Here is a 23,247-nt window from a genome sequence, read left to right as displayed (position 1 = left end):
TCCTCCTATCCTCATCCCATCAGCCGCGGCCGATGATCGCCGCTTTGCGGACACCGTCCAAACGATGCAAGTTTTCTAAAAACTCGGTACTGGGAACCTTCAGCTTTGCCATGTCGACCGACATGGATACACTGGCGATTCCCTGCAGGGGGATCGTCTGATTGATCGTCAAAATGCTCCCCCCGTTTTCTGCAACACATTGAAGCACTTTGGACAGGACGCCTGAGCGATCATCCAACGTTAAGTGAATCGTCATGATCTGTTCGCTCATCAAGGCGTTAAACGGAAAAATGCCATCCTTGTATTTGTAAAAGGCGCTGCGGCTGAGGCCGACGCGCTCAACCGCCTCGTTTACCGTATCCGCTTCACCTGAATCCAAAAGCTTCTTCACTTCAATCGTCTTTGCGATGGATTCGGGCAGGATGTCCGCACGGATCAAATAAAACTTTTCTTCCCGTTTACTCATTTGTCCTCCATGTGAATACATTTGTTTTTCTATAGAGGACATTATAACCAACTCCTCTCCCGGTGACAACCCCAAATTGAGAAAACATGTGAAAACGGGCGCTGCCCGCTTTTTTCCGCCCCTACATGACTGCGACAGGTTCTGCACAGACTAAAAGCCAGTACGAGAAAGCGAGGTGAATCAGATGGGCGGACGAGGCAAGTACGATAAATCGGAGCGCCGCAATAACCAACCCCCAGCCAAACCGAGCGATCTCGATCAGTTTGGCGGCGATATCCGGGGCAGGCGCATGTCAGCTTCATCCCGCGTCACGGAAGGCAACGAGCGCGGAGGCTGAACGGATACAAAAAAGCCTTCTTCGGCAGACGAAGAAGGCTTGGTTACATCTCGTAAGTCAAATCCTCTCATCTCTCAAAGCCGTCGCTTTGCAGGAATTGGCACCGTATCGTTCGCTTTCGCATCCGATCGGTTGCCGGGCATCATCGGGCCAGTCCCTCCGCCTCTCTTGATAAGAAGTCGTATGAAATTGTCATTCTCTTGAAATTGAACCTATCTTACCTGGATTTTCTCCGTTTGTCAATCACTTCAGATGCCAAAGCATCTTACTCGACAAAGTCGAATTCAAAATCGCCGATGCGAACCGTATCGCCGTCTTGGGCTCCGCGCTCACGCAGCGCCTGATCGACGCCCATCGACCGCATCAACCGGGCGAACCGCTGAATCGAATCGTAGCTGTTGAGATTGGTCATCTTGGCCAGCCTTTCGATTTTCTCCCCGCTGACGACAAAGACCTCGTTCTCCTTGAAAATCTCGAACTGGGCCTGCTCCGGCTCCGCTTTGAAAATAACCCGCTCTTCCACTTCGGCAACCTCTTCCAGCACCGGCTTGTCCGGAAGCTCGGCGAGCAGGTTGGCTGCCGCCCGCATCAGTTCGTTCACGCCCTGCCGGGTTGCGGCCGAGATCGTGTAAATCCGGGCATCGGGTACCTTTTCCCTAAAGCGCGCCAAGTGTTCCTCGGCATCGGGCAAATCCATCTTGTTGGCCGCGATGATCTGCGGACGATCCTCTAGGCGGGCATTGTACCGCTTCAACTCCTCGTTGATGCGCACGTAGTCCTCATACGGGTCCCGTCCTTCCGAACCGGCCATGTCAAGTACGTGGATGATCAGCCTTGTACGCTCGACGTGGCGCAGGAACTGATGGCCGAGACCCACGCCCTCGTGAGCCCCTTCGATCAAGCCGGGAAGGTCGGCAAGCACGAAGCTCTGTTCTCCGAGGTCAACCACCCCAAGGTTGGGCGTGATCGTAGTAAAGTGGTAGGCCCCGATTTTCGGGCGGGCGGCGGTTACGCTGGCCAGCAGTGTCGATTTGCCTACGCTGGGATAGCCTACCAAGCCGACATCGGCAAGCAGCTTTAATTCCAGGACCACGTTGCGCTCTTGCCCCGGTTCGCCGTTCTCGGCAATCTCTGGAGCAGGATTGACTGAGGTGGCGAAGCGAATATTGCCGCGGCCGCCCCGGCCGCCTTTGGCGATGACGGCGCGCTGCCCGTGTTCGGTCAAATCGGCAATCACTTCACCTGTATCCGCATCGCTGACCACCGTGCCCTGCGGCACCCGTACCACAAGGTCTTCCGCCCCTGCGCCGTGCTGTGACTTGTTGCGCCCGTTTTCACCGCGCGCGGCCTTGAAATGGCGCTGATAGCGGAAATCGATGAGCGTGCGCAGCCCCTCATCGACGACGAATACGACGTTGCCGCCGCGGCCGCCGTCGCCGCCTGCCGGTCCGCCCAATGGGACGTATTTTTCACGTCGGAAGGAAACGGCGCCATTGCCGCCGTCGCCGCCTTTTACATATATTTTTACCTGATCGACAAACATTCGTTCACCTCATTACGTCTGGCAGGGAAATAGAAATTCCGCTACCCATTCCGCTTCACTATGTATCGATGTCATTACAGAGGCTCCCAATCCGTTCACCCTGCCGATGATTTGCCGGATGTCCGGCTTCGCCGACTGGGGCAAGCCGTCAGCCAGGTCGAAGCGAAGCTGTACCGCCGTTTCTTCGGCGGCCTGAAAAGAGACGAGCAAGCTCGCCGGTTCTGCCTGATCCTCTCTGACATGCTTCATCACGGTAAATACGAGATCGCTGACGAAGTGGAACAGGTCGTTTGCATCCACCTGCAGCCGAGCCAGATTTACCTTGTGATCTGCCTCTACTTCAAGCTGCAGCTTGCTATGCAGCGCGTTGAACGTCAATAAAAAAACAGACAGGAGGGGGGAATTGATTCGCGCTATTCCGCTTTCAAGGTGGGTCTTCTCGGTGATGCGGCGCAAGTAAGCCGTCCCCTCTTCCACTCTTCCCAATTGGAGCAGACAGAGCAGTACCTGGACATGGTTTAACCAGTCGTGCCGCTGCTGGTTCAGCACTGTTAACAACAGATCCGCCTGCCGGGTGAAAACCTTTTGCTGTTCGTTCATTTTTCCCCACCAAACACTCGTATTTTTTACCGTATCAGCAAGGTTATACTAGGCTGATTTGTCTATTCTATCACAAGATGGTCCGCGCAAAAAGAAAACCCAGCGTCTAGGCTGGGTTTTTCTTGATCGTCACGATTTTAGGCTTCAACCGCTACGGGTTCGATCACAACTTGTTTACGATCGCGGCCCAGGCGCTTAAAGCGAACAACACCATCCACTTTGGCAAACAGTGTGTCGTCGCCGCCGATGCCTACGTTCGCACCAGGGTAGATTTTCGTTCCGCGTTGGCGAACGAGGATGTTGCCTGCCAGAACAAATTGACCGTCACCGCGTTTGGTACCCAGTCGTTTCGCGATCGAATCGCGACCGTTTTTCGTGGAACCTACCCCTTTTTTCGAGGCGAAATACTGCAGATCAACAGTAAAAAGCATGTTCATGTTGTAGCACCTCCTTGCCATTTGGTATCGTTGACAGTAAGAAACGTTCCGTACTGCTGAGACACGCTGTATAAAGAGACGATCAAACTTTCGGCCAGCAGCTGCTGTTTCTCGTGGACCGCCTGGTCGGCTGTACGCTCCAGACGCCAGCGGAGAAACCCGCCTTCACGTTCCGCCTGCTCTACTTGAGGAGTAATCCCCAGCAAAGCGTGGACGGCGTTCAACATGCCAAAGCTGATCGCTGATACAGCGGAACAGACGATATCTTTCCCATACTCGGCTGCATCAGCATGTCCCGAGATGGTAATTTCTTCAATATCTCCGCCATCTCGCTTAACCGTTGCCAGAATCATCTTCTCACCAAAATTACGCGTTGATTTTTTCAATCACAACTTTGGAGTACGGTTGACGATGGCCTTGTTTGCGGCGGTAGTTCTTCTTGGCTTTGTATTTAAACACGGTGATTTTCTCACCTTTGCCGTGTTTTTCCACTTTGCCCGTAACCGTTGCTCCTGCTACAGCAGGAGTACCAGCTGCTACCTTGCCGTCTTTGCTGACCAGCAACACTTTGTCGAAAGTGACAGTCTCTCCTTCACCGGAAGCCAGCTTCTCGATGAAGAGCACGCTGCCCTCTTCCACTTTGTACTGTTTGCCGCCAGTTTCAATGATTGCGTACATTCTCTTTGCACCTCCCTATACTTAGACTCGCCTCATTCAGGTGTGACTTCACGAAGAAGTCAAGCTTGCAGACCCGTTTCGTGCGGTTACAGCATGCTTGAGGTGTCAAGCATCCTTGGATAACAAACAATAGGATAACACAGGCGGGTGCTTTCGTCAAGGATCTTGTCCCGTCTATACTTCAAACTTGTTGATCACCGACTGCATGTCATTTGCCATTTGGTTCAGCTGATGCACAGCAGATGAAATTTCTTCGATATAGGCCAGCTGCTCCTCCGTCGTGGCGGCGACACCCTGGGTGTTGGCTGAGGAATCCCTGGCGATCCGGGCCAGCTCCTCGACTGTAGCGGCCACCTCCTCTGAACTGGCCGAGAGAGTTTCCGTCACGGCGGTGACCTGCTGGATTTGCGAAGCGACATTCTGGATCGAAGCGTAGATCCGCTGGAACGCCTCACCTGCTTCGTTGATGATTCCCATGCCCAGATCTACCTCTTGCGTGCCTTTGTTCATCGCTTCCACGGCCCGGTTGGTGTCTGTCTGGATTTCTGTGATCATGCCCGTGATCTGACGAGCCGATTCACCTGTCTGTTCGGCCAGCTTGCGGACTTCGTCCGCGACGACGGCAAATCCTCTGCCGTGTTCTCCGGCCCGTGCCGCTTCGATGGTGGCGTTGAGCGCCAGCAGGTTGGTCTGTGCCGAAATGTCCGTAATCGTGCCGACGATCTTGCCGATATCGCGGGAACGCTCGTTCAGCGCCTTGACCATGACAGCCGTGTCCCCCACAGAGGATTTGATCGTCCCCATCTGGTTGACGGCCCGCTGCAGCGAATAATTCCCCTGCTCGGCTTCTCTGGCCGTCTCCTGCGAGGCTTCCGCGACCTGGGAAGAGGATTCGCTGATGTTCATGATTCCGCTGACCATCTCGGTGATGGCTTGCTTGCTTTCCTCCACGCTCTGCACCTGTGCGTCGGCGCCCGTCGCTACCTCTTCGATCATCTCGGCAATCTGGTTGATAGCCACTTTCGTCTGTTCCGTACTTTGCGACAGTTCATCCGAAGAAGCGGCCACTTTTCCGCTTGCTTGCTGCACCTGCATGATCAGATCCCGGATGTTCGCAGCCATCTGATTGAAGGAGACGGCCAACATGCCCAATTCGTCCATGCGCTTGACGTCAATCTGCTGGTTAAGCTTGCCGCGGGCGATTTCCTGGGCGGCCGTGCCGACACGACGCAGCGGCTCCAATATCGATTTGCTCACCATGCCTCCGACCACGACTGTCAACACGGCAGCGATGATCGCGAGAGAAATTTGCACGATGAAGATTTTTTGCTGCAGCGCCTGCGCTTCGTGGTAGTTTGCCTCTGCCATGTTGCTGTTGCTCGCGACCACGTCCTGCAGGTATTTCGTCAGCGCGCTGATTTTCGCCGCAAGGTTGGTATTATAGGTGCTGATGGCGATGCTCATGCCTGTGCCGCTGCCGACCACCTCATTGCCCTTCTGGATCCACTCGAGAATTTTGTTCAGATCGCTTTCGTAACCGGTCCAGATGATGTTGAAGGTATCCAGGTCATCCTGGCTGATCCCGTAGATCTCCTGCTTGTTCTTCAACAATTCAATCTCCTGCTTGACTGTATCGCGGATTTCCTGTATCGGCTTGACCTGGTTGACCGCCATCCCGGAATGCAGCAGCAGCGCAGAGGCGATCGTTCCGTTCAGCTTCTCGAAATCGGAAGCAAGATGCATCATTTCAGATACGGAAATCAAGCGGTTTTCATACATGTCCTCGATGACTTGCAGCGATTTTGAGCCGGAGTACAAGCCTGCCCCGCCGACCGCAAGCAAAATGCACAGGATCAGGGCGTATGATCCGTACAGTCTGAAGATCAGCTTCATGCCCTTCCTGGGATTTTTGGCCGCACCGCCTTGTCCTCCTTCTGGCCCGCCTGCAGTTGGAACAGCTGCAGCACTTCTGCCATCTCCCGGCTGCCCAGGCATGACCTCTGTTTTCTTGCCGAAGAGTTTGCCAAGTGAAAAACGGTTCTTGCTTGGAGCTTTTGGCAGCTTCCATTTTAATTCTTTTGTTGGTTTACGAAATAAGTCCTTCAATCCGGTTAACCCCCTTGATACGATGCGACAGCCTAAAGTTACTACCATTTCTATAACCTTTCTTTCGACAATCGAAACCTGATTATTTTGGACTTTTGGAAAAAACAAGCTTTAACCATCGCCGGACAGGCTTCAGAACGACGTATTTTCCCTAAAAAAATTCCCCGCAAAGCGCGGGGATGGGGCAGCTATTCACGATGTCCGCATGAATCGCCTATGGATTTTGCCTCGCCTGCCTCTAAAGCAAGCAGTCGGTCCGCCTCCTGCTTCGTTCCTGCGTAGCGCACCCGGTATGCGTGTACCGGCTCTGCTTCGGCCAGCAGGTGAAGCTGGATCTGCAAGTCCTGTTCGATGCGCTGACTGCGCACAATGCCGTCAACAGGCTCCTGCCAGTGGCGGGCCAGCTGGGAAGACAGTTCGACTACTACGGCCTCAGCCTCCCCTGTCTTTGCCAGGGCACGGATCTCCCGCTCCAGCCTGCGGCTGACCTCATCAAGTGACAGTACCCTGCCTTTTCCGCCGCAGGTCGAACACGGTGTGGTCAGTGCTTCAGACAGGCTCTGCCGGACTTTTTTGCGGGTCAATTCCACCAGCCCCAGTTTGGTCAAGCCAAGCACGCTGGTGACTGTGCGGTCCTTCGCCAGCTCGCTCTCCAGTTCGGCGAGCAGGCGCGCCTGATTGGCGGCTGACTTCATGTCGATAAAGTCGATGATCACAATCCCGCCGATGTCTCTCAGCCGCAGCTGGCGGGCAATCTCCCTGGCTGCCTCCAGATTGGTCCGGGTGACCAGCTCCTCCAATTGCATCGAAGCTCCCCCGGTGAACTTGCCGGTATTGACATCGATCACGGTCATCGCTTCCGTCCGGTCGATCACGATGGAACCGCCGCTCTTCAACCAGACTTGGCGCCGCAGCGCCTTGTCGATCTCCGCCTCCACTCTGTACTGCTCAAACAGCGGCAGCTTCCCTTGGTAAAGCGACAGGCGGTCGGCCAGATCGGGGTAAAAAGAGAGCAGCATTTGTTTGACTCGCTGAAAAGTGGGCCAATGATCAACGATCAGCTCGTCCACATCTGCAGAAAACAAGTCCCGTACCGCGCGCGTAACCAGGTCGTCCCCCTGGTGCACCAGTACAGGCAGCTTTTTGGATGCTGAAGCGGCCAGCGCCTCCCTCCAGACGGATCTCAAATAGCTCAGTTCGTCAGCGACCCGCTGTTCATCGGCTCCCCCTGCCTGTGTCCGCAAAATGACACCCTCCGAACCTGCGAGCAGCCGGGCTGTCGTTTGCTCCAGCCGTTTCCGCTCCGCCGGGTCCTGAATGCGCCGGGAGATCGAAATGCGGGCCGAATCGGGCAGATAGACAAGCATTCGTCCCGGTATGCTGATTTCCGTCGTGACCCGGGCCGCTTTTGTCCCCTGTGCTTCCTTCATCACCTGGACCAGCCGCTCTTCCCCGACTTGCACGAGCTGGCGAATGTTGGGCTTCTCCCTGGCCTGGCGATTTGCTTTCTGACCGGGGGGAATGGCGTCGTCTATGTACAGGTAGGCATTTTTATCCGCACCGATGTCGACAAACGCCGCTTGTGCCGAGGGCAGCACGTTGACGACGCGGGCGCGGTAGATGTTGCCGACAAGCTGGTCTGTTTGGCCCGTCTCCACATGCAGGTCTTCGAGCCGTCCCGAAACGAGGACGGCGATCCGCGACAGGCTGTTTTCACTGCTGATCAGTATCTGCTTCAAAAGAAACCTCCTTCGCTCGTATCCCACCCACTATCTTACCATGGCGCAAGGAAAGAGAACAAAGCCGCAGGCATTCGCATTCACATTCGCGTGACCCTACCTAGCCGCGGATGCGCAGCAGCGAAAGCATCAGGGCAAGCTGCAGCCCGGCGGCCACGTAGTCGTAAGCGATGAGCAAGATCAAAAACAGCAGCGGAAACCACAGTGCATTGATCACCATGGAAAACAAGGTGCCAACGGCGATCATGGCGACGATGATGAAGGCGGTCTCGGGCAGTCGGCGGCGAAAGTAGTGTCTCGCCTGCCCAAACGAGGCGGCAAGTGTCAAGTCATCTGTCACGATGGTAAATTCCAGGTAGACGAACAGTATCCGAAGCCACAGGAAGATCACCAGGAAAAGCAGTCCGCCAATCAGGCCCAACGTAATCAAAAACAGGCTTCCCGCGACAAGGAAGACAAGCATGATGAGCAACTGCAAAACAAAAAACCGCGCAAAGTAATGGACTGCTCCTTTAAAAAATTGTTCAATCGATATCCGGCGGTCTTCCGCCGCTTTATGCAGCAAAGAGATAAATCCCCCTTGAAAGAAGGCGCTCAGTATCATAAACAGGACAAATAACAAGATGACCGCAAGCGGAGTCGATTCACCAAAGTTGAATTGAATGCCCCCGGGCATAAATTGTCTGTCCAGCAGGGAACTGACAGACGGCAGCCCGATGGCAAGGGTCAATTTGAGCGTAAATTTCGAACCCCCGGGAAATCCGTAGAGCGCCAACCCTACCAAAAAACCGAACAGATCCAAAACAATCGGAACCAGCGCCAGCAAAAGCTGCCGCCGCAGCTTGAAAAAAGCGTCTGAAATCATCGAATCCCTCCTTACTCCCGTGTTGTTTACCTACACATTAGACCCCTCAGGAAGAAAAAGGTTTCGACGATAGGCGACAGCAAAAAAGCTTTCGCAAAATGATCCTGCGAAAGCTTGCGATCGATGGTGCCGGCCGCATCCGAGTCAGAGCCAGCGCTTTCGGCGCTTATAGTGTTTCACTTCCCGAAAGCTCTTGTGTCTTCCTTCACTGATTCCCAGGTAAAACTCGCGAACATCTGCATTGTTTCGCAGCGTGTCCGCATCCCCTTCCAGGACAATCCTGCCGTTTTCCATGATGTATCCGTAATCGGCAATCGACAGGGCGACGTTGGCATTCTGTTCCACGACAAGCATCGATGTGCCGGATTCACGGTTGATCTGCTTGATAATCGCGAATATTTCCTTCACCATCAGCGGAGCCAGCCCAAGTGAAGGCTCGTCAAGCAGGATCAGCCGCGGTCTGGCCATCAAAGCACGGCCGATGGCCAACATCTGCTGTTCGCCGCCGCTTAAATATCCGGCTGTTCGCGCCGAGAGCACCTTCAATTTGGGAAAGTAGTGATACACCCGTCCCATGTCCTCCTTGAGAGCTGAGCGATCTTTGCGTGTATGGGCGCCTGCGATCAGATTCTCCTCTACGCTTAAGTGCTTGAATACACGCCTCCCTTCCATCACCTGAGAGATTCCCTTTTTCACAATCTCTTCCGGCTCCCTGCCGCTAACCGGCTCATCCCCGTATGTGATCGTTCCTTCCGTCACGATCCCGTTTTCACTTTTCAAAAGACCGGAGACCGCCTTTAACGTCGTCGTTTTCCCCGCCCCGTTATTGCCGAGGAGGGCGACTATTTTTCCCTCCGGTACATGCATCGACATCCCCCGCAGAACGAGAATCACTTTGTCGTACACGACTTGTACGTTGTTTAACGTCAGCATGTAATCCCTCCACCTGCCTGCGTTTAATAGCCGATGTAGTCTGTAATAATCTCGAACTTCCCATTTTTTACCTGACCCAATCTGATCTGGTTGGTTCCGCGATGGTTATCGGGTGTAAAGGTGACAGGAGCGGCCAAACCGCCAAATTCCAGGTTGGAGATCCTTTCGAGACCACTCTTGATGCCTTCGCCGGTCAGATTGTCCCCCGCGTTTTTGATGCCTTCGACCATGATCTTCGCTGCAACCCATCCCTGAATGTACTTTTGATTTTTGTCCGAAAGTTTTTCACCCTTAGCCGCCAAATACTCCTCGATCTCCTTCAATCCCTGCAGGTCCTCGTACGGGAAAGCGTGGGTGATCACGCCGATGTATCCCTCGGCGGCATCGCCAGCCAGCGAGATGACTCCTTCTCCTGCTGCCCAGTTTAGTCCGATGAACTGTGTTTTGATGCCCAACTTTTTGGCGTCCTTAATGATCGTGGCAGTAGCTCCCCAGGTTTGCTGGATGATCGCAAAATCAGGCTGTTTCTTCTGCATATTCAGCAATTGGGAGGTAGCGTCCAACGCTTTCAGATCGACGATTTGCTCGTCGACGACGTCTACGCCGACCGAAGCGGCGTACGCTTTCGCATCTTCAATCGGAGATTTGCCAAAAGGGCTGTCGTTGTAGATGAAAGCCAGTTTGGGATTGCCGCTGCCCTGCCAGTTGTCCTTGAACCATTTGATCGCCACCTTGGCCTGGTCCGAATAGGTGGCTGCCGCCATAAAGTTAAACGGGTGCTGATCGACCCGGGTCAGCGCCTCCGAGTAGGATGCGGAAATAAACGGAATCTTGTCCTTGGCGATCAGCTCTTTCATGGCTTCCGTATCGCCTGTCCCCCATCCGAGAATGGCTGACACCTTGTCCTGTTTGATAAATTTTTGGTAGATTTTTACTGCCTCCGGCACGCTGTAGGCATAATCGGCCCCAACCAGTTCCACCTTAAGCCCGTCTAGTCCTCCCTTGCCGTTCAGGTAATCGATATACGCCCGCTCCCCCTCGGCATACGGCTTGCCCACGTCGCCAGTCGCCCCGGTCTCGTCAAACAATCCGCCGATTTTGATCGTTCCCTTGTTGGCAGCAGGTTCGGCAGTCGCAGCCGGTGCCGGCGCTGTTGAATCAGCCGACGTTTGGCCGGATCCTGCTGCTGGCGCGCCGGCCTGCTGACCGCCGCCTCCACATCCCGCCAAGAGGACAATCGAAAGCAATCCTGACGACAGAACACTCCCCCACTTTTTGTTTTTCCCCATGTTTCCTGACCCCCCATCATTGTTTTACAGGCCATTCCGCCTAGTAGGAGAATGGCCACAGCTTGCACTTATCCTTGAAGTTGCGCCATATTTTGGCGAGCCCCTCAGGTTCGTACACAAGAAATGCAATAATAATCCCCCCGAAGATGATCTGCCTGAGTGCCCCGAAGTATTCGGTCACATGGGGGATGAAGATGATCACCAGCCCGATCAATTCCCGCAGCAGAACCGGCAGCAGTGTAATAAAAACAGCACCGAAGATCGAACCGACCACACTGCCCAGCCCCCCAATCAAAATCATCGCGAGATACTCGATCGACACCCCGATGGAAAAATGTTCAGGCGAGATCACCATCGTGTAGTGGGCCATCAGGGAGCCGGCAATCCCGATAAAAAACGAGCTGACGGCAAAGGACAGCACCTTGTAGTGAAACAGATTGATCCCCATCACTTCTGCCGCCACATCCCGATCCCGGACTGCGACAAACGCTCTTCCGGTACGGGAACGGAACAGGTTGGAAGCAAAGACAAAGGCAGCGATCAAGATGACCAGTGCCAAATAGTAGTAGCTCATCTCCGAGTCAAATGAGAAGGCGCCGATACTCGGCCGCGAGAGGATCATCCCTGCCGTGCCTCCGGTCAAAGAGTTCCAGTGATTGATCACATAGAGGATAACGACTTGGGCGGCCAGAGTAGCCATCGCCAGGTACAACCCTTTCAGTCGCAGGGAGGGAATCCCGAACAGCGCTCCGACAACGGCTGTCACAATACCGGCGAGCGGCAGGGAAATCCAGAAGGTCAGTCCGAGTGATGAAGTGAGTATGGCCGATGCGTATCCCCCCACACCCAGAAACGCGCCGACCCCAATCGAAATTTGTCCGGTATATCCCGTCAAGATATTAAGTCCGATCGCGCCTATCGAAGCAATGGCGCAAAGGGTTGCCAGACTGATGGCGTACTCTGAGGCAATCCACGGGAACAGAAGAAACAAACCAACTACGCCATATACCCGATACCGGATCCTCGGCACCTTATACAAGGCTGTATCCTGAACATAGCTGGTACAAAATTCGCCGCACTCACTGACAAATGGGCTTCGCATGCCATTCACACCCTTTCGATTCCGCGTTTGCCAAAGAGTCCATACGGGCGAAACATCAAAATAAAGACCAGCACGACAAAGGGCAGCACTTCTTTTACTCCTCCGCCCATAATCGGATCAAGATAACCGCCGGCAAAGCTCTCCAGTACGCCGATGATAAAGCCGCCGACGATGGCGCCCGGGATGCTGTCCAATCCTCCCAACAGGGCAACCGGAAGTACTTTTAGTCCAATCAGCGCCAGCGATGAATTGACCCCGTTGATGTTGCCGAGCAGCACTCCGCCAGCCGATGAGACGATGGCCGAAATGGCCCAGGTGACGGCAAATACCATTTTCACGCTAATCCCTACGGACAATGCCGCCTGTTGATCGTCTGCCGTCGCCCGCATGGCGATCCCGAGTTTGGAATATTTAAACAGCAGGGTGAAAATGATGAGCAGAACCAACACCGTAACCAGCGACCAAATGTAGACCTGGGAAACAACGACACTGCCCAGCTGCAGAGGTGCGTCGGGAAAAATCCCTGCAAACACCCGTGTTTCTGTTCCCCAAAAAAGGTGCACCACTCCCGCCAATACGCTGGATAATCCGATGGTTGCCATAATCATCGAGATGACCGGCTCGCCGATAAAGGGACGCAGCACCACCCGCTCAACCGCAAGGCCAAGCAGCGCGCTGAACAGAACCGTCAGCAACAGCGCAGGAAAAAAGGAGATCTGATAGCTTGAAATGAACGTCAGACACACATACGTCCCGATTAACACAAATTCCCCTTGCGCAAAATTGATCGCATCACTCGCTTTGTAGATGAGGACAAAACCCAAGGCGATCAGTGCATAAATGCTTCCAATGGCAATTCCGATTACCAGCAGCTGCCAAAAAATATCCATCAGGCGACCTCCTCGTCCGATGACGAACACAGGTTTTCTACGTGCATGACCGTCAGCTGCGTACGAACGGCCGATTCTCTCCCGTCGCGATACCGGACCGTCCCTTCCACCTGCAGCATACTGTCTTCCGTATACAAGCTTCTTATAATCTCCTCGTACTTCTTCGCGACAAATTCTCTCCTGACTTTCTTCGTCCGGGTCAATTCGCCGTCATCCGCATCCAATTCCTTGTACAGCAAGACAAACCGCTTGACCTGCGCTGTCTTCGGCACTTGGGCATTGATTCGCTTCACTTCCGCGAGGATGAGCGAGAGTACCTCCGGCTTTTGCGTCAGATCGGCATAGGTGGTATAGGCGAGCTGGCGAAGCGAAGCCCAGCGGCCGACACTCTCCATGTCAATGTTTACAAGCGCCGTCACATACGGCCTATCCGTTCCAAGGGCAATGGCTTCACGGATGAATGGGCTGAACTTCAGCTTGTTTTCGACAAGCTGGGCCGGCACCGTCTCGCCGGAAGACAGGCGGATGACATCCTGCAGCCGGCCGTGCACTGTCAGCTGCCCCTCGCTGTCGATGTGCCCGCTGTCCCCCGTGCGGAACCAGCCCTCGGCGAAGGCTGAGCACGTCGCTTGTTCGTCTTTGTAGTAGCCGGCAAATACGCCTGGACTTTTTACTAGAATTTCCCCCTCCTGGGAAATTTTTATTTCCGTCCCAGACAGCGGCTCGCCCACCGTCTCCGGTCGAATCCTGCCTTTCCGCTGGGCGGCAGTCATGCCGCATACCTCCGTTTGGCCGTACACTTGTCTCAACTCAATGCCAAGGCTATGAAAAAATTGGCAAACATCTGTCCCCAGCATGCCGCCGCTCGTATAAGCCCTTCTGGTCCGCAGAAGGCCGATATGATCCTTCATTGCCGAAAAGACCAGATAATCGCCCAACCTGTACATCAGCCGCTGCCAAAAAGGCAAACGGACATTGGTTCGCGTGGACTGCGCCATTGCTTCGCCATAGGGCCTGAACCACTCGTACAAGTTCCTTCTCAACCATCCAGCACCCTGAATCCGCAGTTGGATACGGGAAGTAATGTCCTCCCATATGCGCGGCGGGCAAAATATCAAATCGGGTCCGATCTCGCGCAGGTCTGCCTCGACGGTAGCCGTGTCTTCGGGAAAATTGACGGTATAGCCCATCAGGACAAAGCCCGCAATCCCCATCATCTGTTCGCCGATCCATGCCAGCGGCAGAAAGGAAACGTACTCCCTGACAGCCTGTTGCCGATCGAGAGAGAAGAGACTCTCCGCCATTGTCAGCAGATTGCGGTGGGAAAGCATGGCTGCTTTTGGCGCGGCTGTCGTACCGGCTGTATAACAAAGAATAGCAATATCTTCTGCTGACCCGTCCTGGATCATTTCCTGGAAGCAGTCGGTAGACCAGAGTGGACTTTGTTTACCTTGTGCGAGGAGTTCGCTATAGGGGAGTAGCAAGGGGTGACTGTATCCGCGCATCCCTCTCGGATCGCAAAAAATGATTCGCTTCATCAGAGGAAGCTCTGCGGTGATCTCCAGGAGTTTGTCGACCTGCTCCTGTCCGTCCGCGATGACGATTTTGACATCGCAATGAACAAGCATCTCGGCGATCTCTTCCGGAGATGAGTCCTGGTAGATACCCAAAACGGTTCCGCCGACTGCCTGCGCTGCCATCTCCGAGACAACCCACTCGGGCCGATTGTCACCGATAATGGCCAGATTGTCCCCGCGATGAAAGTCAAGCTGACTGAGCCCGATGGATAGCGCCTTTACCTGTTCCCATAGTTGTTGCCAGCTCAGTTGCCGCCAAATACCGGACGTTTTGCTGCGCATGGCCACTTGATCAGGTCTTTCGATCGCCCGTGCTGCCAGGTACTGTGGAATTGTCTCCTTCTTCATGTTTTCCTCCCTCCGCCTTAGGCCTCTTGCCCGAGATAAGCCTGGATCACCAGGGGGTTTTCCTGAATTTGTTGGGGAGTGCCAAACCCGATACAGCGTCCGAAATCCAGTACGGCGATATGTTGGGACAGGTCCATCACCACGCCCATGTCGTGTTCTATCAGGATAATCGTCGTCCCCCGTTCATCGTTGATATCCAGAATGAAACGCGCCATATCCTCCTTTTCTTCGCTGTTCATCCCCGCCATCGGTTCGTCAAGCAGCAACAATTCCGGCTCCAGAGCGAGAGCCCGCCCCATTTCGACGCGTTTTTGCAAGCCGTAGGCCAGAGTGCCAACCGGTTTGTTTCGATACGCCTGGATTTCCAAGAAGCGGATGATCTCCTCTACAACCTCCCGATGGGCAATCTCCTCTTTCTGGGCCCTGCCCCAGTATAAGCCGCAGGAGATAATCCCGGAGCGCATCCGCACGTGCCGTCCGAGCATCAGATTGTCCAAAACGGTCATATGTTTAAACAGTTCGATATTTTGAAATGACCGGGCAATCCCCCTTGCCGCCCGCTGCGCAGGAGGCAAAGAGACAATCTCATCACCGCAAAACCGGATGCTTCCCGATGCAGGCTTGTACAATCCGCTGATACAGTTCAGCATGCTTGTTTTTCCTGCGCCATTCGGACCGATCAATGCAAAGATTTCCCCCTTGTTCACGTGAAAACTGACTTCGGACAGAGCGGTGACACCGCCAAAGCGAAGCGATATCCGATCAATCTCAAGTAAAGGCATGCTTTCCCCCCTTCGGACTGGCAATATTCACTCATGCATATATTAAAGTTATTATATAATCATATAATTGTAAATATTCAGAAATATAACTTTTTCCGACATGAAAAAACGAATCCCACATCGAGATTCGCCTTTGTCAGATCAATTTGCTCAAGGGGACGTGATGCTTTTGCTCAAACAAGAGGGCATTTAGCAGCTGCTCTTCCCACAGCAGGGCGCCATTTCCGCCCTCGATGAAAAACAGATGGTAGTAGCCCCGCCTTAAAAGGTGGGATGCTTCCATCGCAGTAACGGTCGGAGCCAGCGAAACGGAGCGGAGATGGGACAGTTCAGGATTGATTGCGTGTTTTCCCATGAGAAAGCGGAGAAACTGATAGGGAAAGCGGACGAACGCCTGCGCGTTGACGACTGTCAGGTATACGGCGACAGCCATGAGGTTGAGATGCCAGTAGAGCAGGCCGAGCCCGAACAGGGCAGCGGCAAACAAGACGCTTGCCCCGATCGAGAGCAATCCCGCCTTTCTGTAAGGCAAGCGATAACAGAGCAGCGCCTGAAGAATCCTCCCCCCGTCGAGGGGCCAGATCGGCAGCAGATTGAAGCCGGCGATCATCAGATTGCTGTTGATAAAAAAAACGGTCCAGGCCTCGGACCAAATCCCCAACCACCAGAACAGCAGCGAGCAAAAAATCATCGCGACATTCATAAATGGGCCGGCCAGTGCAATGACAATCTCTTCAAGCGGATCGGCGGCAAGGTCCTCCTCCATGGTCGCCACCCCGCCAAAGGGCAGCAGCTGGATCTGCGCCACCCGCCACCCCAATTCGCGGGCTGCGGCAATATGGCCCAGTTCGTGGATGATCACGATCACGAACAACGTCAATGTCTCCAAAAAGTATCCGGCTGCCAAGGATACGCCAATCACGGCCCAAAACAGCAGATGGATGCGGATGACGACACCGAAGCATCTCCATTCAGTCAACCGCGATCACGTCCAGCGGATTGATAAAAGTATCCCTCTCCTTCAGAGCGACAAAGAGGTAGCACGACGATTCGTCGACCGTCTTGGCCGCCCCGAGCAGATCCCCTTGCTTGACCCAGTCATTGACAGCGACGTGCACCTGGGATAAATTTCCGTACCAGACTTCACGCCCTCTGCCGTACTGTACGATCACCGTTTCACCTAAGCCCGGTTTCTCGCCGATGAACGTGACCCAACCGGGCTCTTTATTGATGACATCGCTCTCTGACCCGAGGTCAAACACGACGTGTACGCTCGTCGGATCAAACGGCTTGACCAGTTTCCACTCATGCGGCATCTGCCAGAGGGCCACTTTCGCAGTGGTCGGCGCAGCCGCCGTTTTGGACGATTGCAGCGCGGGCAAAACGCTTGGCGACAAACCCAGTTTTGATTGAAGCCAGACTGCCGAGCCCTCAAAATTAAACTCCCGCTGCATGACGTCGCGAGCCGCCGCCCTCCAGGCCTCCGGCAGAGGCAGTGATGTTTTGAAGATGACAAAGGCAACGCCTACGAGCAGCAGGGAAACAGCCAGCTGAATGCTAATCCTCTCTTGCGGCGGCATCTCCTTGCGGGAACGGAACTCAGCCGGGCTCACTGTAAACGGCTCGTCGGCAGGGTCGCTCAGCTCGTGCAGATGGGGAGGCAGGCTGTCTCTCATCTGCAATCTGATCCGCTCCATTCGTTCGTGCCGCCGCTCTTTTACGCGGTCCACTTCTCCAAACATCAGTCATCTCCCCTTAAGGCCGAGCTTTGTACATCATATGACTTGTCTACCTGCTTTATGCTGTCAGAAGGGGACAAGGGGCTGTCCTTGGATCGGGGTCAACCAAAAAAGGCAGTCCCTCCGAAGAGAGACTGCCTTTGCTTGTCGTGTTTAGCTTACAGTTTTACAACGTTAGCCGCTTGCGGTCCACGGCTTCCTTGTACGATTTCGAATTCAACCTTTTGGCCTTCTTCCAAGGTTTTGAAGCCTTGGGTTTGGATTGCACTGTAGTGGACGAATACATCTTCGCCGCCTTCTACTTGAATGAAACCAAAACCTTTTTCTGCGTTAAACCATTTTACAGTACCTTGTTGCATGGAAAAACCTCCCAAAAATTGTCGTCCATTTCTGGACGAGAAATGCGTTAACCTTTTTACCTGATGTTCTTTCATGTATGGAAAAAAGCCGTCCCAAAAGAGATTTGATCACATGGTGACGTATCTCTTAACAGGTACGGCTTATCAACCAATCCATCAAATCACTTATATTAGTAAGTAAAATGGTTAACTTACTCCTGATAATAGCATACATCTACGCTTTTGTCACGCGCCATTAATCAAACATCAGCGCCTTTTTTCGCATCCCGATGTTGAGGACAATCCCCATGATGAAAAAGTTGGTAACAATCGAGCTGCCGCCGTAGCTGATAAACGGCAGCGGGATCCCGGTGATCGGCATCAGCTGGATGGTCATGCCGATGTTTTCAAACACTTGGAATGTCAGCATTCCCACTACCCCTGCCACGATGTAGGTCCCGAACGGATCACGCGCCTCCATCGCGATCCGGATCAGGCGATAGATCAGCAGGAAGAACAGGATCATCAAAAGCCCGCCGCCGATAAATCCCATCTTTTCCCCCAGAACGGTAAAGATAAAGTCGCTTTCACCTACAGGCACCCAGCCGTAGCTCGCCTGGGTGGCAGTCGTGAAGCCCTTGCCCGACAGCTGTCCCGATCCGATGGCGATCAGCGACTGAATCAATTGAAATCCGGATCCTTTTGCATCCTCATAGGGGTCAATCCAGTAGACGACACGGTCCCACTGATACGGTTTGATGATCTTGAAAAACAGGCTCTGATCGTACTCGTACATCAGCACCATCGCGGCGAAAAACAGGCCGACGCAGCAGCCGATCAAGGCCACATGCCGCAGCCGAATCCCGCCGACGATCAGCATCGTCGCCAGGAATCCGGCATACACCATCGACGTCCCCAAATCAGACTGCTTCAAAATGAGCAGCATCGGAACTCCAACCACCGCGCAGACGGTCAGAAGCTGGGGGAGTGTTTGAACTGGTCGCAGATGATTCTCCTGCTGTTTGGCCATCATCCGGGCCACTGTGAGAATGACGAACAATTTCATCGGTTCCGAGGGTTGGAACAAAACCGGTCCTATCCTGTACCAACTGTGTGCGCCGTAGATCGGTTCGGTAAACAATACTCCGATCAACAGGACAATTCCAATCCCATAGGCCACATAGGTCACAAAGCCCTGGTACACGCGGTAATCAAACAGGAGTGTACCAAACAAGATGATAAAACCAACGACATACCAGATAATCTGTTTCATTGCGACTTCGGGAGCTTTGCCTGACCCGGAAATCCCGAGGTAACTAAATACGCCCAGGCAGACCAATATGGCAAGTATCACCCAATCAAGTTCCTTGAGGTAGCGTTTTTCCAGACCCATTCATTCTCCTCCAAAAAAAGAAACAGGAGGCCTCCCCTGTCCCGTTTTCCCCTCAGCCCTATTTAAATCCGAAGAACTTGCGCATTTTGGTAAACACGCCTTTTTTCTCTTCGAGAGGCAGCAGAGGAACCGATTCACCCAGCAGCCGTCTCGCTATGTTGCGGTAAGCAATCGAAGCGCGGGCCTCGTGGTTCATCACTGCCGGTTCACCCGAGTTGGCTGACTTGATGATAAAATCATCATCGGGTACAACGCCAACCAAGTCAATGGCTAAAACAGCCAATATATCTTCTACATCCAACATATCTCCGCTTTTTACCATATGCGAGCGAACCCGATTGATGATCAGCTTCGGCATCCCGACGCGCTCCCGCTCCAGCAAACCGATGATCCGGTCCGCGTCCCGTACGGCAGCTTTTTCCGGTGTCGTAACGACGATCGCCTGATCGGCGCCGGCGACGGCATTGCGGAACCCCTGCTCGATCCCTGCCGGACAATCGACGATGACATAGTCGAATTCGCGCTTCAATTGGGTGACAATTTCACTCATCTGCTCCGGGGTGATCGCGTTTTTGTCCCTGGTCTGGGCAGCAGGCAAAAGGGCCAAATTCTCAAAGCGTTTGTCTGCAATCAGCGCCTTTTGCAGTGCGCACGTTCCTTCAGCTACATCGATCAAATCGAACAGTATGCGGTTTTCGAGTCCCATTACTACGTCTAAATTGCGTAATCCAATATCTGTATCCACCAAACACACTTTTTGTCCGTTCAGCGCCAAAGCACTTCCGATATTTGCCGAGGTGGTGGTTTTTCCCACTCCCCCCTTGCCAGAAGTTACGACAATTGCGATACCCACTTTGTCTTCCCCCTCTTCATGCCGCCTCAAGCTTTCTTTCTTCCCAGGTCGGGCCGGACGCGGTGCAAGTAATTCATCTTGGCCACCAGCATCTTGTCATCCTCCAGGTAGGCAAACTCTGCGCTTCCCGTCGTTTTGGCCCACTCTTCTCCAGGCCGGCTGATGACATCCCCAATCCGCAGTTGGGTCGGGTTCATCAAAGATGCAGCGATGATCGCCTCTCTGTTGCCGCTGCATCCGGCGTGAGCAACCCCTCGCAGGTTGCCCAGCACAAAGATGCTGCCCGTGCACTTTACTGCGCCGCTGGGATTTACATCGCCGAGCAGCAGAATATCACCGTCAAACTCCAGTACCTGGCCGGACCTGACCGTCCGGGTCTCTATTGTAAAGGTGGATTTTAACAGCTCCGCAAACGCCTCTTCCTTCGAGATGACGTCGGCATCTATCAGATGAATCACCAGGTTTCCCCGCTGCCGGATAATCTGCGTCAGCATCTCTTGCTCCTCCGGCGTGCAGTACCGCTTGCCCAGCTTGACCGTGACGCGTATCAGCGGTCCGCTCAGGATCTGTTGGTGACTATGCTCAATTTTTTCGCGCAAATCGGCGACCAGCTCGTCAAAGGAACACGTATCGTCCATATAAAAGACAAGCCCGTTTTTCGTGCCTTTTATCGTCACTTTGCTTTTTGTTATCGTCATGGTCCCGATTCACCTCGACCGTTACCATTCGCCACGGAAAGGAAGAATTCCTGCTGAACGGGAAAAATTTGCCGGATGGTGTCGCACCGTATGATCGTTCCCTTATTGGGCGGGCTGCTTTTCCAGATAGATGGAATTATAAGCCTCCAGGATCTTGCGGGCGATCGCACCTGACGTATCAGCACTGTGGAATCCGTCTAACAAGGATTTCGGAACGACGACGGCAAATGCGATCTGCGGATTTTCATAGGGAGCAAATCCGACCATGATCGCGTTGTCGGCCCCCGTTCCGGTCTGGGCTGTACCAGTCTTGGCCGCCACGTGAAACGGCAGTCCCGTAAACGTGCGGGAGGCCGTCCCGTCTCCCTGCGTTACCATGAACATCCCTTCCTGAACGAGCTTGATCCATTTCGGGTCAATATTTGCTCGGTTGAGTACTTCCGGTTCGATTGTACTTAATACCTGGCCGGGTTGTTTGGGATCAACCGTCCCTTTGCGAATCTCTTCAACCAGGTGGGGGCGCAGGCGGTAACCCCCGTTGGCAATCGTCGCAACGTACTGCGCCAACTGCATTGGCGTAAACGAGTTGTACTGGCCGATAGACGCGTCCGCCAGGTTCCCGACCTCTTGGTACTGCGAGAACCACCCGGCCAGCTCGCCCGGCAAGTCAATGCCCGTCTTCACCCCTAAGCCAAACTGGGCATTGTAAAAGTCAAAGACTGAAAACATCGGCTTGTAGCTGCCGTATTTTTTATATCCGACATCGGCAAGGCGCATCGCCATCGCATACATGTACGTGTTGTTGGATACCTGCAAAGCGCGTCTGGCGTTGACATAGCCGTGGCCGCTGCGTCTCCAGTTGTACTTCTTGGTGTCCCGCCCGACGATCCAGTAGCCGGGGTCGTAGATCGTCTCGTTCGGCGTGACCAGCCCTTCCTGCAAAGCCAGCATGACAGTCAGCGGCTTTGCTGTCGACCCGGGCGGCCACGCTCCGCGGATCAGCTTGTTTTCCTCCACATTACGGATCAGGGTATCGTAGTTCTCGTTAAATGCCTTGCGATCGTAATGCAGGTTCAGGTCGTAGTCGGGATAGCTGGCCATCGCGAGAACTCCGCCCGTATGGACGTCCATGACGACGGCATGGGCTTCCGTCGCTTCCTTGGGAACCTTCGGATCCTTTTTCATCTCTTCCACTTTTTCCTTGAGCGCAGCTTCCACTGCACTCTGGAAGCGCCAGTCGAGAGCGAGGACGAGGTCATTCCCCGGTTCAGCCGGCCGTTTCAGGCTCTTCTCCACCATCTGGCTGTTCTTGTTGACCTGGACCTCCATCGCCCCGTCTTTGCCCCTCAACTGCCGCTCGTAATACCCTTCCAATCCGGATACGCCAACGCGGTCGGTCTGCTTGTAGCCTTGCGCCAGGTATTCGTTCAGGCGGCTTTCGCTGATCGTGTTGGTGTAGCCGAGGATATGGGTGGCAAAAGGCGTGCCGTCAGGATCCCGCCTGATCTGGCGGATCGGCTCCGAGATGACGCTGATTCCCGGAAGCTCAGACAAGCGCTCTTCGATTTTGGCGTCTTCTTCCGGGGTAATGTTGACTTTAATCCGCCGCGGGATGTAGCTGGCAATCCCGTAGGAGCGAATTTCGTTCAGAATCGCCATTTTGCGCCACTGGAACTGACGCTGTGCGTCGTTGAACGGCAGGCTGACCTCGATGTCAAACTGGGACGCCAGCCGAAGCAGGTCCATGTCGCTCTTTTTCCCCAGGTCTGACGCGTCCGGAAGCAGGCGAAGCTCCTCCTTGAGGTTTTTTACCAGATTTTTCCTATCGTCGTCGGCAAAGGACAAGGAAAAAGACAGGTTATGGGCCACTGCGTATTTCAGCAGATCGGCATTGGACATGTTGTTCCACTTATCATCGGCAAGCGCCGGCTTGACCAGCGGTTTGAGCTGCTTGATCAGCTTGTCTTGGGTCGCCTTGTCGAGGGAGGCATTGACCCGCATCCCCACTTCGATCGCCGTCTTGGCTAATTCGGGATCGGAAAATGGATCCACCTGTGCCGCTTTTGGCAAGCTGCTCAGCTTGGGAGCAATTTTGGCGATCAGGGCGTTCGTCTCATTTGGCTTCAGCGAAACCGGAAGGGTTGCGTGCAGCTCGACGACTTTTTTCAACAGCTCTGAGTCCGTCCCCGGCTCTACGTCATCCATCTTCAAGATCTGTGCAAGCTTGTCAGCGAGCTGCTCTTCGTCGATATCCTGTCCCTGTTCTTTCACGTACGTCACCGTAAAGACCGGCTTGTTGTCGACGAGCACCACGCCGTTGCTGTCGACGATTCGCCCCCGCGGAGCGGGGATGGACAGCTCGCGCGTACTGTACTTCTCGAGATCGTGCATGTACTGTTCTCCCTCTACCAGCTGCACGTAAGCAAGGCGAAGGATAATCGCCGCAAAAAACAAAAAGACGAGCAAAAACAAGATATTTAATCTCGTTGGAATATGGGACTTCTCTTTTTCCTGCTCTCCCATTGGCCCCACCT

Annotated in this window: 23 protein-coding genes, 1 riboswitch and 1 other annotated feature; of the genes, 1 reads left to right on the top strand and 22 read right to left on the bottom strand. The window is 54.0% G+C overall.

Translation table 11 applies throughout. The features are described from left to right. Positions 1-19 precede the first annotated feature (19 nt). Complete coding sequence (locus tag ACI7RC_RS09795; RefSeq protein ID WP_019120135.1) at positions 20-466, bottom strand: ACT domain-containing protein; 447 nt, start codon at positions 464-466, stop codon at positions 20-22. A 175-nt stretch (positions 467-641) separates the two neighbouring features. Between ACI7RC_RS09795 and ACI7RC_RS09790 the strand changes: the two genes are divergently transcribed. Beyond that, positions 642-803, top strand: coding sequence for a hypothetical protein (locus tag ACI7RC_RS09790; protein ID WP_408108177.1), 162 nt, complete (start codon positions 642-644; stop codon positions 801-803). A gap of 64 nt (positions 804-867) precedes the next feature. Next, positions 868-981: riboswitch (SAM riboswitch) on the bottom strand. Between the two features lie 87 nt (positions 982-1,068). Here ACI7RC_RS09790 and obgE read toward each other — a convergent pair. The 21 genes from obgE to ACI7RC_RS09685 all read right to left on the bottom strand — a co-directional run bounded on the left by obgE (position 1,069) and on the right by ACI7RC_RS09685 (position 23,236). Next, positions 1,069-2,346: a GTPase ObgE gene (gene obgE / locus ACI7RC_RS09785; protein ID WP_408108059.1), complete on the bottom strand. Its 1,278-nt coding sequence runs from the start codon at positions 2,344-2,346 to the stop codon at positions 1,069-1,071. A 12-nt stretch (positions 2,347-2,358) separates the two neighbouring features. Further along, positions 2,359-2,946 carry a Spo0B domain-containing protein gene (locus ACI7RC_RS09780; protein ID WP_408108058.1) on the bottom strand — a complete coding sequence of 196 codons (588 nt, stop codon included), beginning with the start codon at positions 2,944-2,946 and terminating at the stop codon, positions 2,359-2,361. Positions 2,947-3,083: 137 nt separating this feature from the next. After that, positions 3,084-3,377 (bottom strand): 50S ribosomal protein L27, encoded by a 294-nt coding sequence (rpmA, locus tag ACI7RC_RS09775; protein WP_026074235.1) that lies wholly within the window; start codon positions 3,375-3,377, stop codon positions 3,084-3,086. Between the two features lie 2 nt (positions 3,378-3,379). Next, positions 3,380-3,736, bottom strand: a complete 357-nt coding sequence (locus ACI7RC_RS09770) for a ribosomal-processing cysteine protease Prp (protein WP_408108057.1) — start codon at positions 3,734-3,736, stop codon at positions 3,380-3,382. Positions 3,737-3,749: 13 nt separating this feature from the next. Beyond that, positions 3,750-4,061, bottom strand: a complete 312-nt coding sequence (rplU, locus tag ACI7RC_RS09765; RefSeq protein WP_408108056.1) for a 50S ribosomal protein L21 — start codon at positions 4,059-4,061, stop codon at positions 3,750-3,752. A gap of 13 nt (positions 4,062-4,074) precedes the next feature. After that, positions 4,075-4,159: a sequence feature (ribosomal protein L21 leader region), on the bottom strand. Positions 4,160-4,235: 76 nt separating this feature from the next. After that, on the bottom strand, positions 4,236-6,167 hold the full coding sequence (locus ACI7RC_RS09760; RefSeq protein WP_408108055.1) for a methyl-accepting chemotaxis protein: 1,932 nt from the start codon (positions 6,165-6,167) through the stop codon (positions 4,236-4,238). 188 nt (positions 6,168-6,355) lie between these two features. Further along, the gene (locus ACI7RC_RS09755) at positions 6,356-7,906 is read right to left on the bottom strand and encodes an Rne/Rng family ribonuclease (protein ID WP_408108054.1); all 1,551 of its coding nucleotides are present in this window, start codon (positions 7,904-7,906) and stop codon (positions 6,356-6,358) included. Between the two features lie 100 nt (positions 7,907-8,006). Then, positions 8,007-8,771 (bottom strand): hypothetical protein, encoded by a 765-nt coding sequence (locus ACI7RC_RS09750; RefSeq protein ID WP_408108053.1) that lies wholly within the window; start codon positions 8,769-8,771, stop codon positions 8,007-8,009. A gap of 144 nt (positions 8,772-8,915) precedes the next feature. Continuing rightward, entirely contained in the window at positions 8,916-9,704 is a 789-nt protein-coding gene (locus tag ACI7RC_RS09745; protein ID WP_408108052.1) for an ABC transporter ATP-binding protein, read from the bottom strand. A gap of 23 nt (positions 9,705-9,727) precedes the next feature. Continuing rightward, complete coding sequence (locus ACI7RC_RS09740; RefSeq protein ID WP_408108051.1) at positions 9,728-10,993, bottom strand: ABC transporter substrate-binding protein; 1,266 nt, start codon at positions 10,991-10,993, stop codon at positions 9,728-9,730. Positions 10,994-11,033: 40 nt separating this feature from the next. Next, a complete protein-coding gene (locus tag ACI7RC_RS09735; RefSeq protein ID WP_408108050.1) occupies positions 11,034-12,095 on the bottom strand; it encodes a branched-chain amino acid ABC transporter permease in 1,062 nt (353 codons plus the stop codon). A 5-nt stretch (positions 12,096-12,100) separates the two neighbouring features. Continuing rightward, complete coding sequence (locus ACI7RC_RS09730) at positions 12,101-12,985, bottom strand: branched-chain amino acid ABC transporter permease (RefSeq protein ID WP_408108049.1); 885 nt, start codon at positions 12,983-12,985, stop codon at positions 12,101-12,103. After that, a complete protein-coding gene (locus tag ACI7RC_RS09725; RefSeq protein ID WP_408108048.1) occupies positions 12,985-14,910 on the bottom strand; it encodes an AMP-dependent synthetase/ligase in 1,926 nt (641 codons plus the stop codon). The genes ACI7RC_RS09730 and ACI7RC_RS09725 overlap by 1 nt, the downstream gene beginning before the upstream one ends. Positions 14,911-14,927: 17 nt before the next feature. Next, positions 14,928-15,692, bottom strand: a complete 765-nt coding sequence (locus ACI7RC_RS09720; RefSeq protein WP_408108047.1) for an ABC transporter ATP-binding protein — start codon at positions 15,690-15,692, stop codon at positions 14,928-14,930. Positions 15,693-15,828: 136 nt separating this feature from the next. Then, entirely contained in the window at positions 15,829-16,671 is an 843-nt protein-coding gene (locus ACI7RC_RS09715) for a M50 family metallopeptidase (protein WP_408108046.1), read from the bottom strand. Continuing rightward, a complete protein-coding gene (locus tag ACI7RC_RS09710; RefSeq protein ID WP_408108045.1) occupies positions 16,664-17,434 on the bottom strand; it encodes a peptidoglycan DD-metalloendopeptidase family protein in 771 nt (256 codons plus the stop codon). The genes ACI7RC_RS09715 and ACI7RC_RS09710 overlap by 8 nt, the downstream gene beginning before the upstream one ends. Before the next feature lie 155 nt (positions 17,435-17,589). Then, positions 17,590-17,790, bottom strand: coding sequence for a cold-shock protein (locus ACI7RC_RS09705; protein WP_408108044.1), 201 nt, complete (start codon positions 17,788-17,790; stop codon positions 17,590-17,592). Positions 17,791-18,025: 235 nt separating this feature from the next. Beyond that, entirely contained in the window at positions 18,026-19,162 is a 1,137-nt protein-coding gene (gene rodA / locus ACI7RC_RS09700) for a rod shape-determining protein RodA (RefSeq protein ID WP_408108043.1), read from the bottom strand. Positions 19,163-19,220: 58 nt separating this feature from the next. Continuing rightward, positions 19,221-20,015, bottom strand: coding sequence for a septum site-determining protein MinD (minD, locus tag ACI7RC_RS09695; protein ID WP_408108042.1), 795 nt, complete (start codon positions 20,013-20,015; stop codon positions 19,221-19,223). Positions 20,016-20,041: 26 nt separating this feature from the next. Beyond that, positions 20,042-20,713 carry a septum site-determining protein MinC gene (gene minC / locus ACI7RC_RS09690; RefSeq protein ID WP_408108041.1) on the bottom strand — a complete coding sequence of 224 codons (672 nt, stop codon included), beginning with the start codon at positions 20,711-20,713 and terminating at the stop codon, positions 20,042-20,044. 102 nt (positions 20,714-20,815) lie between these two features. Beyond that, positions 20,816-23,236, bottom strand: coding sequence for a penicillin-binding transpeptidase domain-containing protein (locus ACI7RC_RS09685; protein ID WP_408108040.1), 2,421 nt, complete (start codon positions 23,234-23,236; stop codon positions 20,816-20,818). Between the last annotated feature and the right edge of the window lie 11 nt (positions 23,237-23,247).

It is taken from the genome of Brevibacillus sp. B_LB10_24, assembly GCF_046036945.1.
Taxonomy (GTDB): domain Bacteria; phylum Bacillota; class Bacilli; order Brevibacillales; family Brevibacillaceae; genus Brevibacillus_C.
Note: the sequence above shows the minus strand (reverse complement) of the source record. Positions and strands in the feature narration are given on the sequence as shown.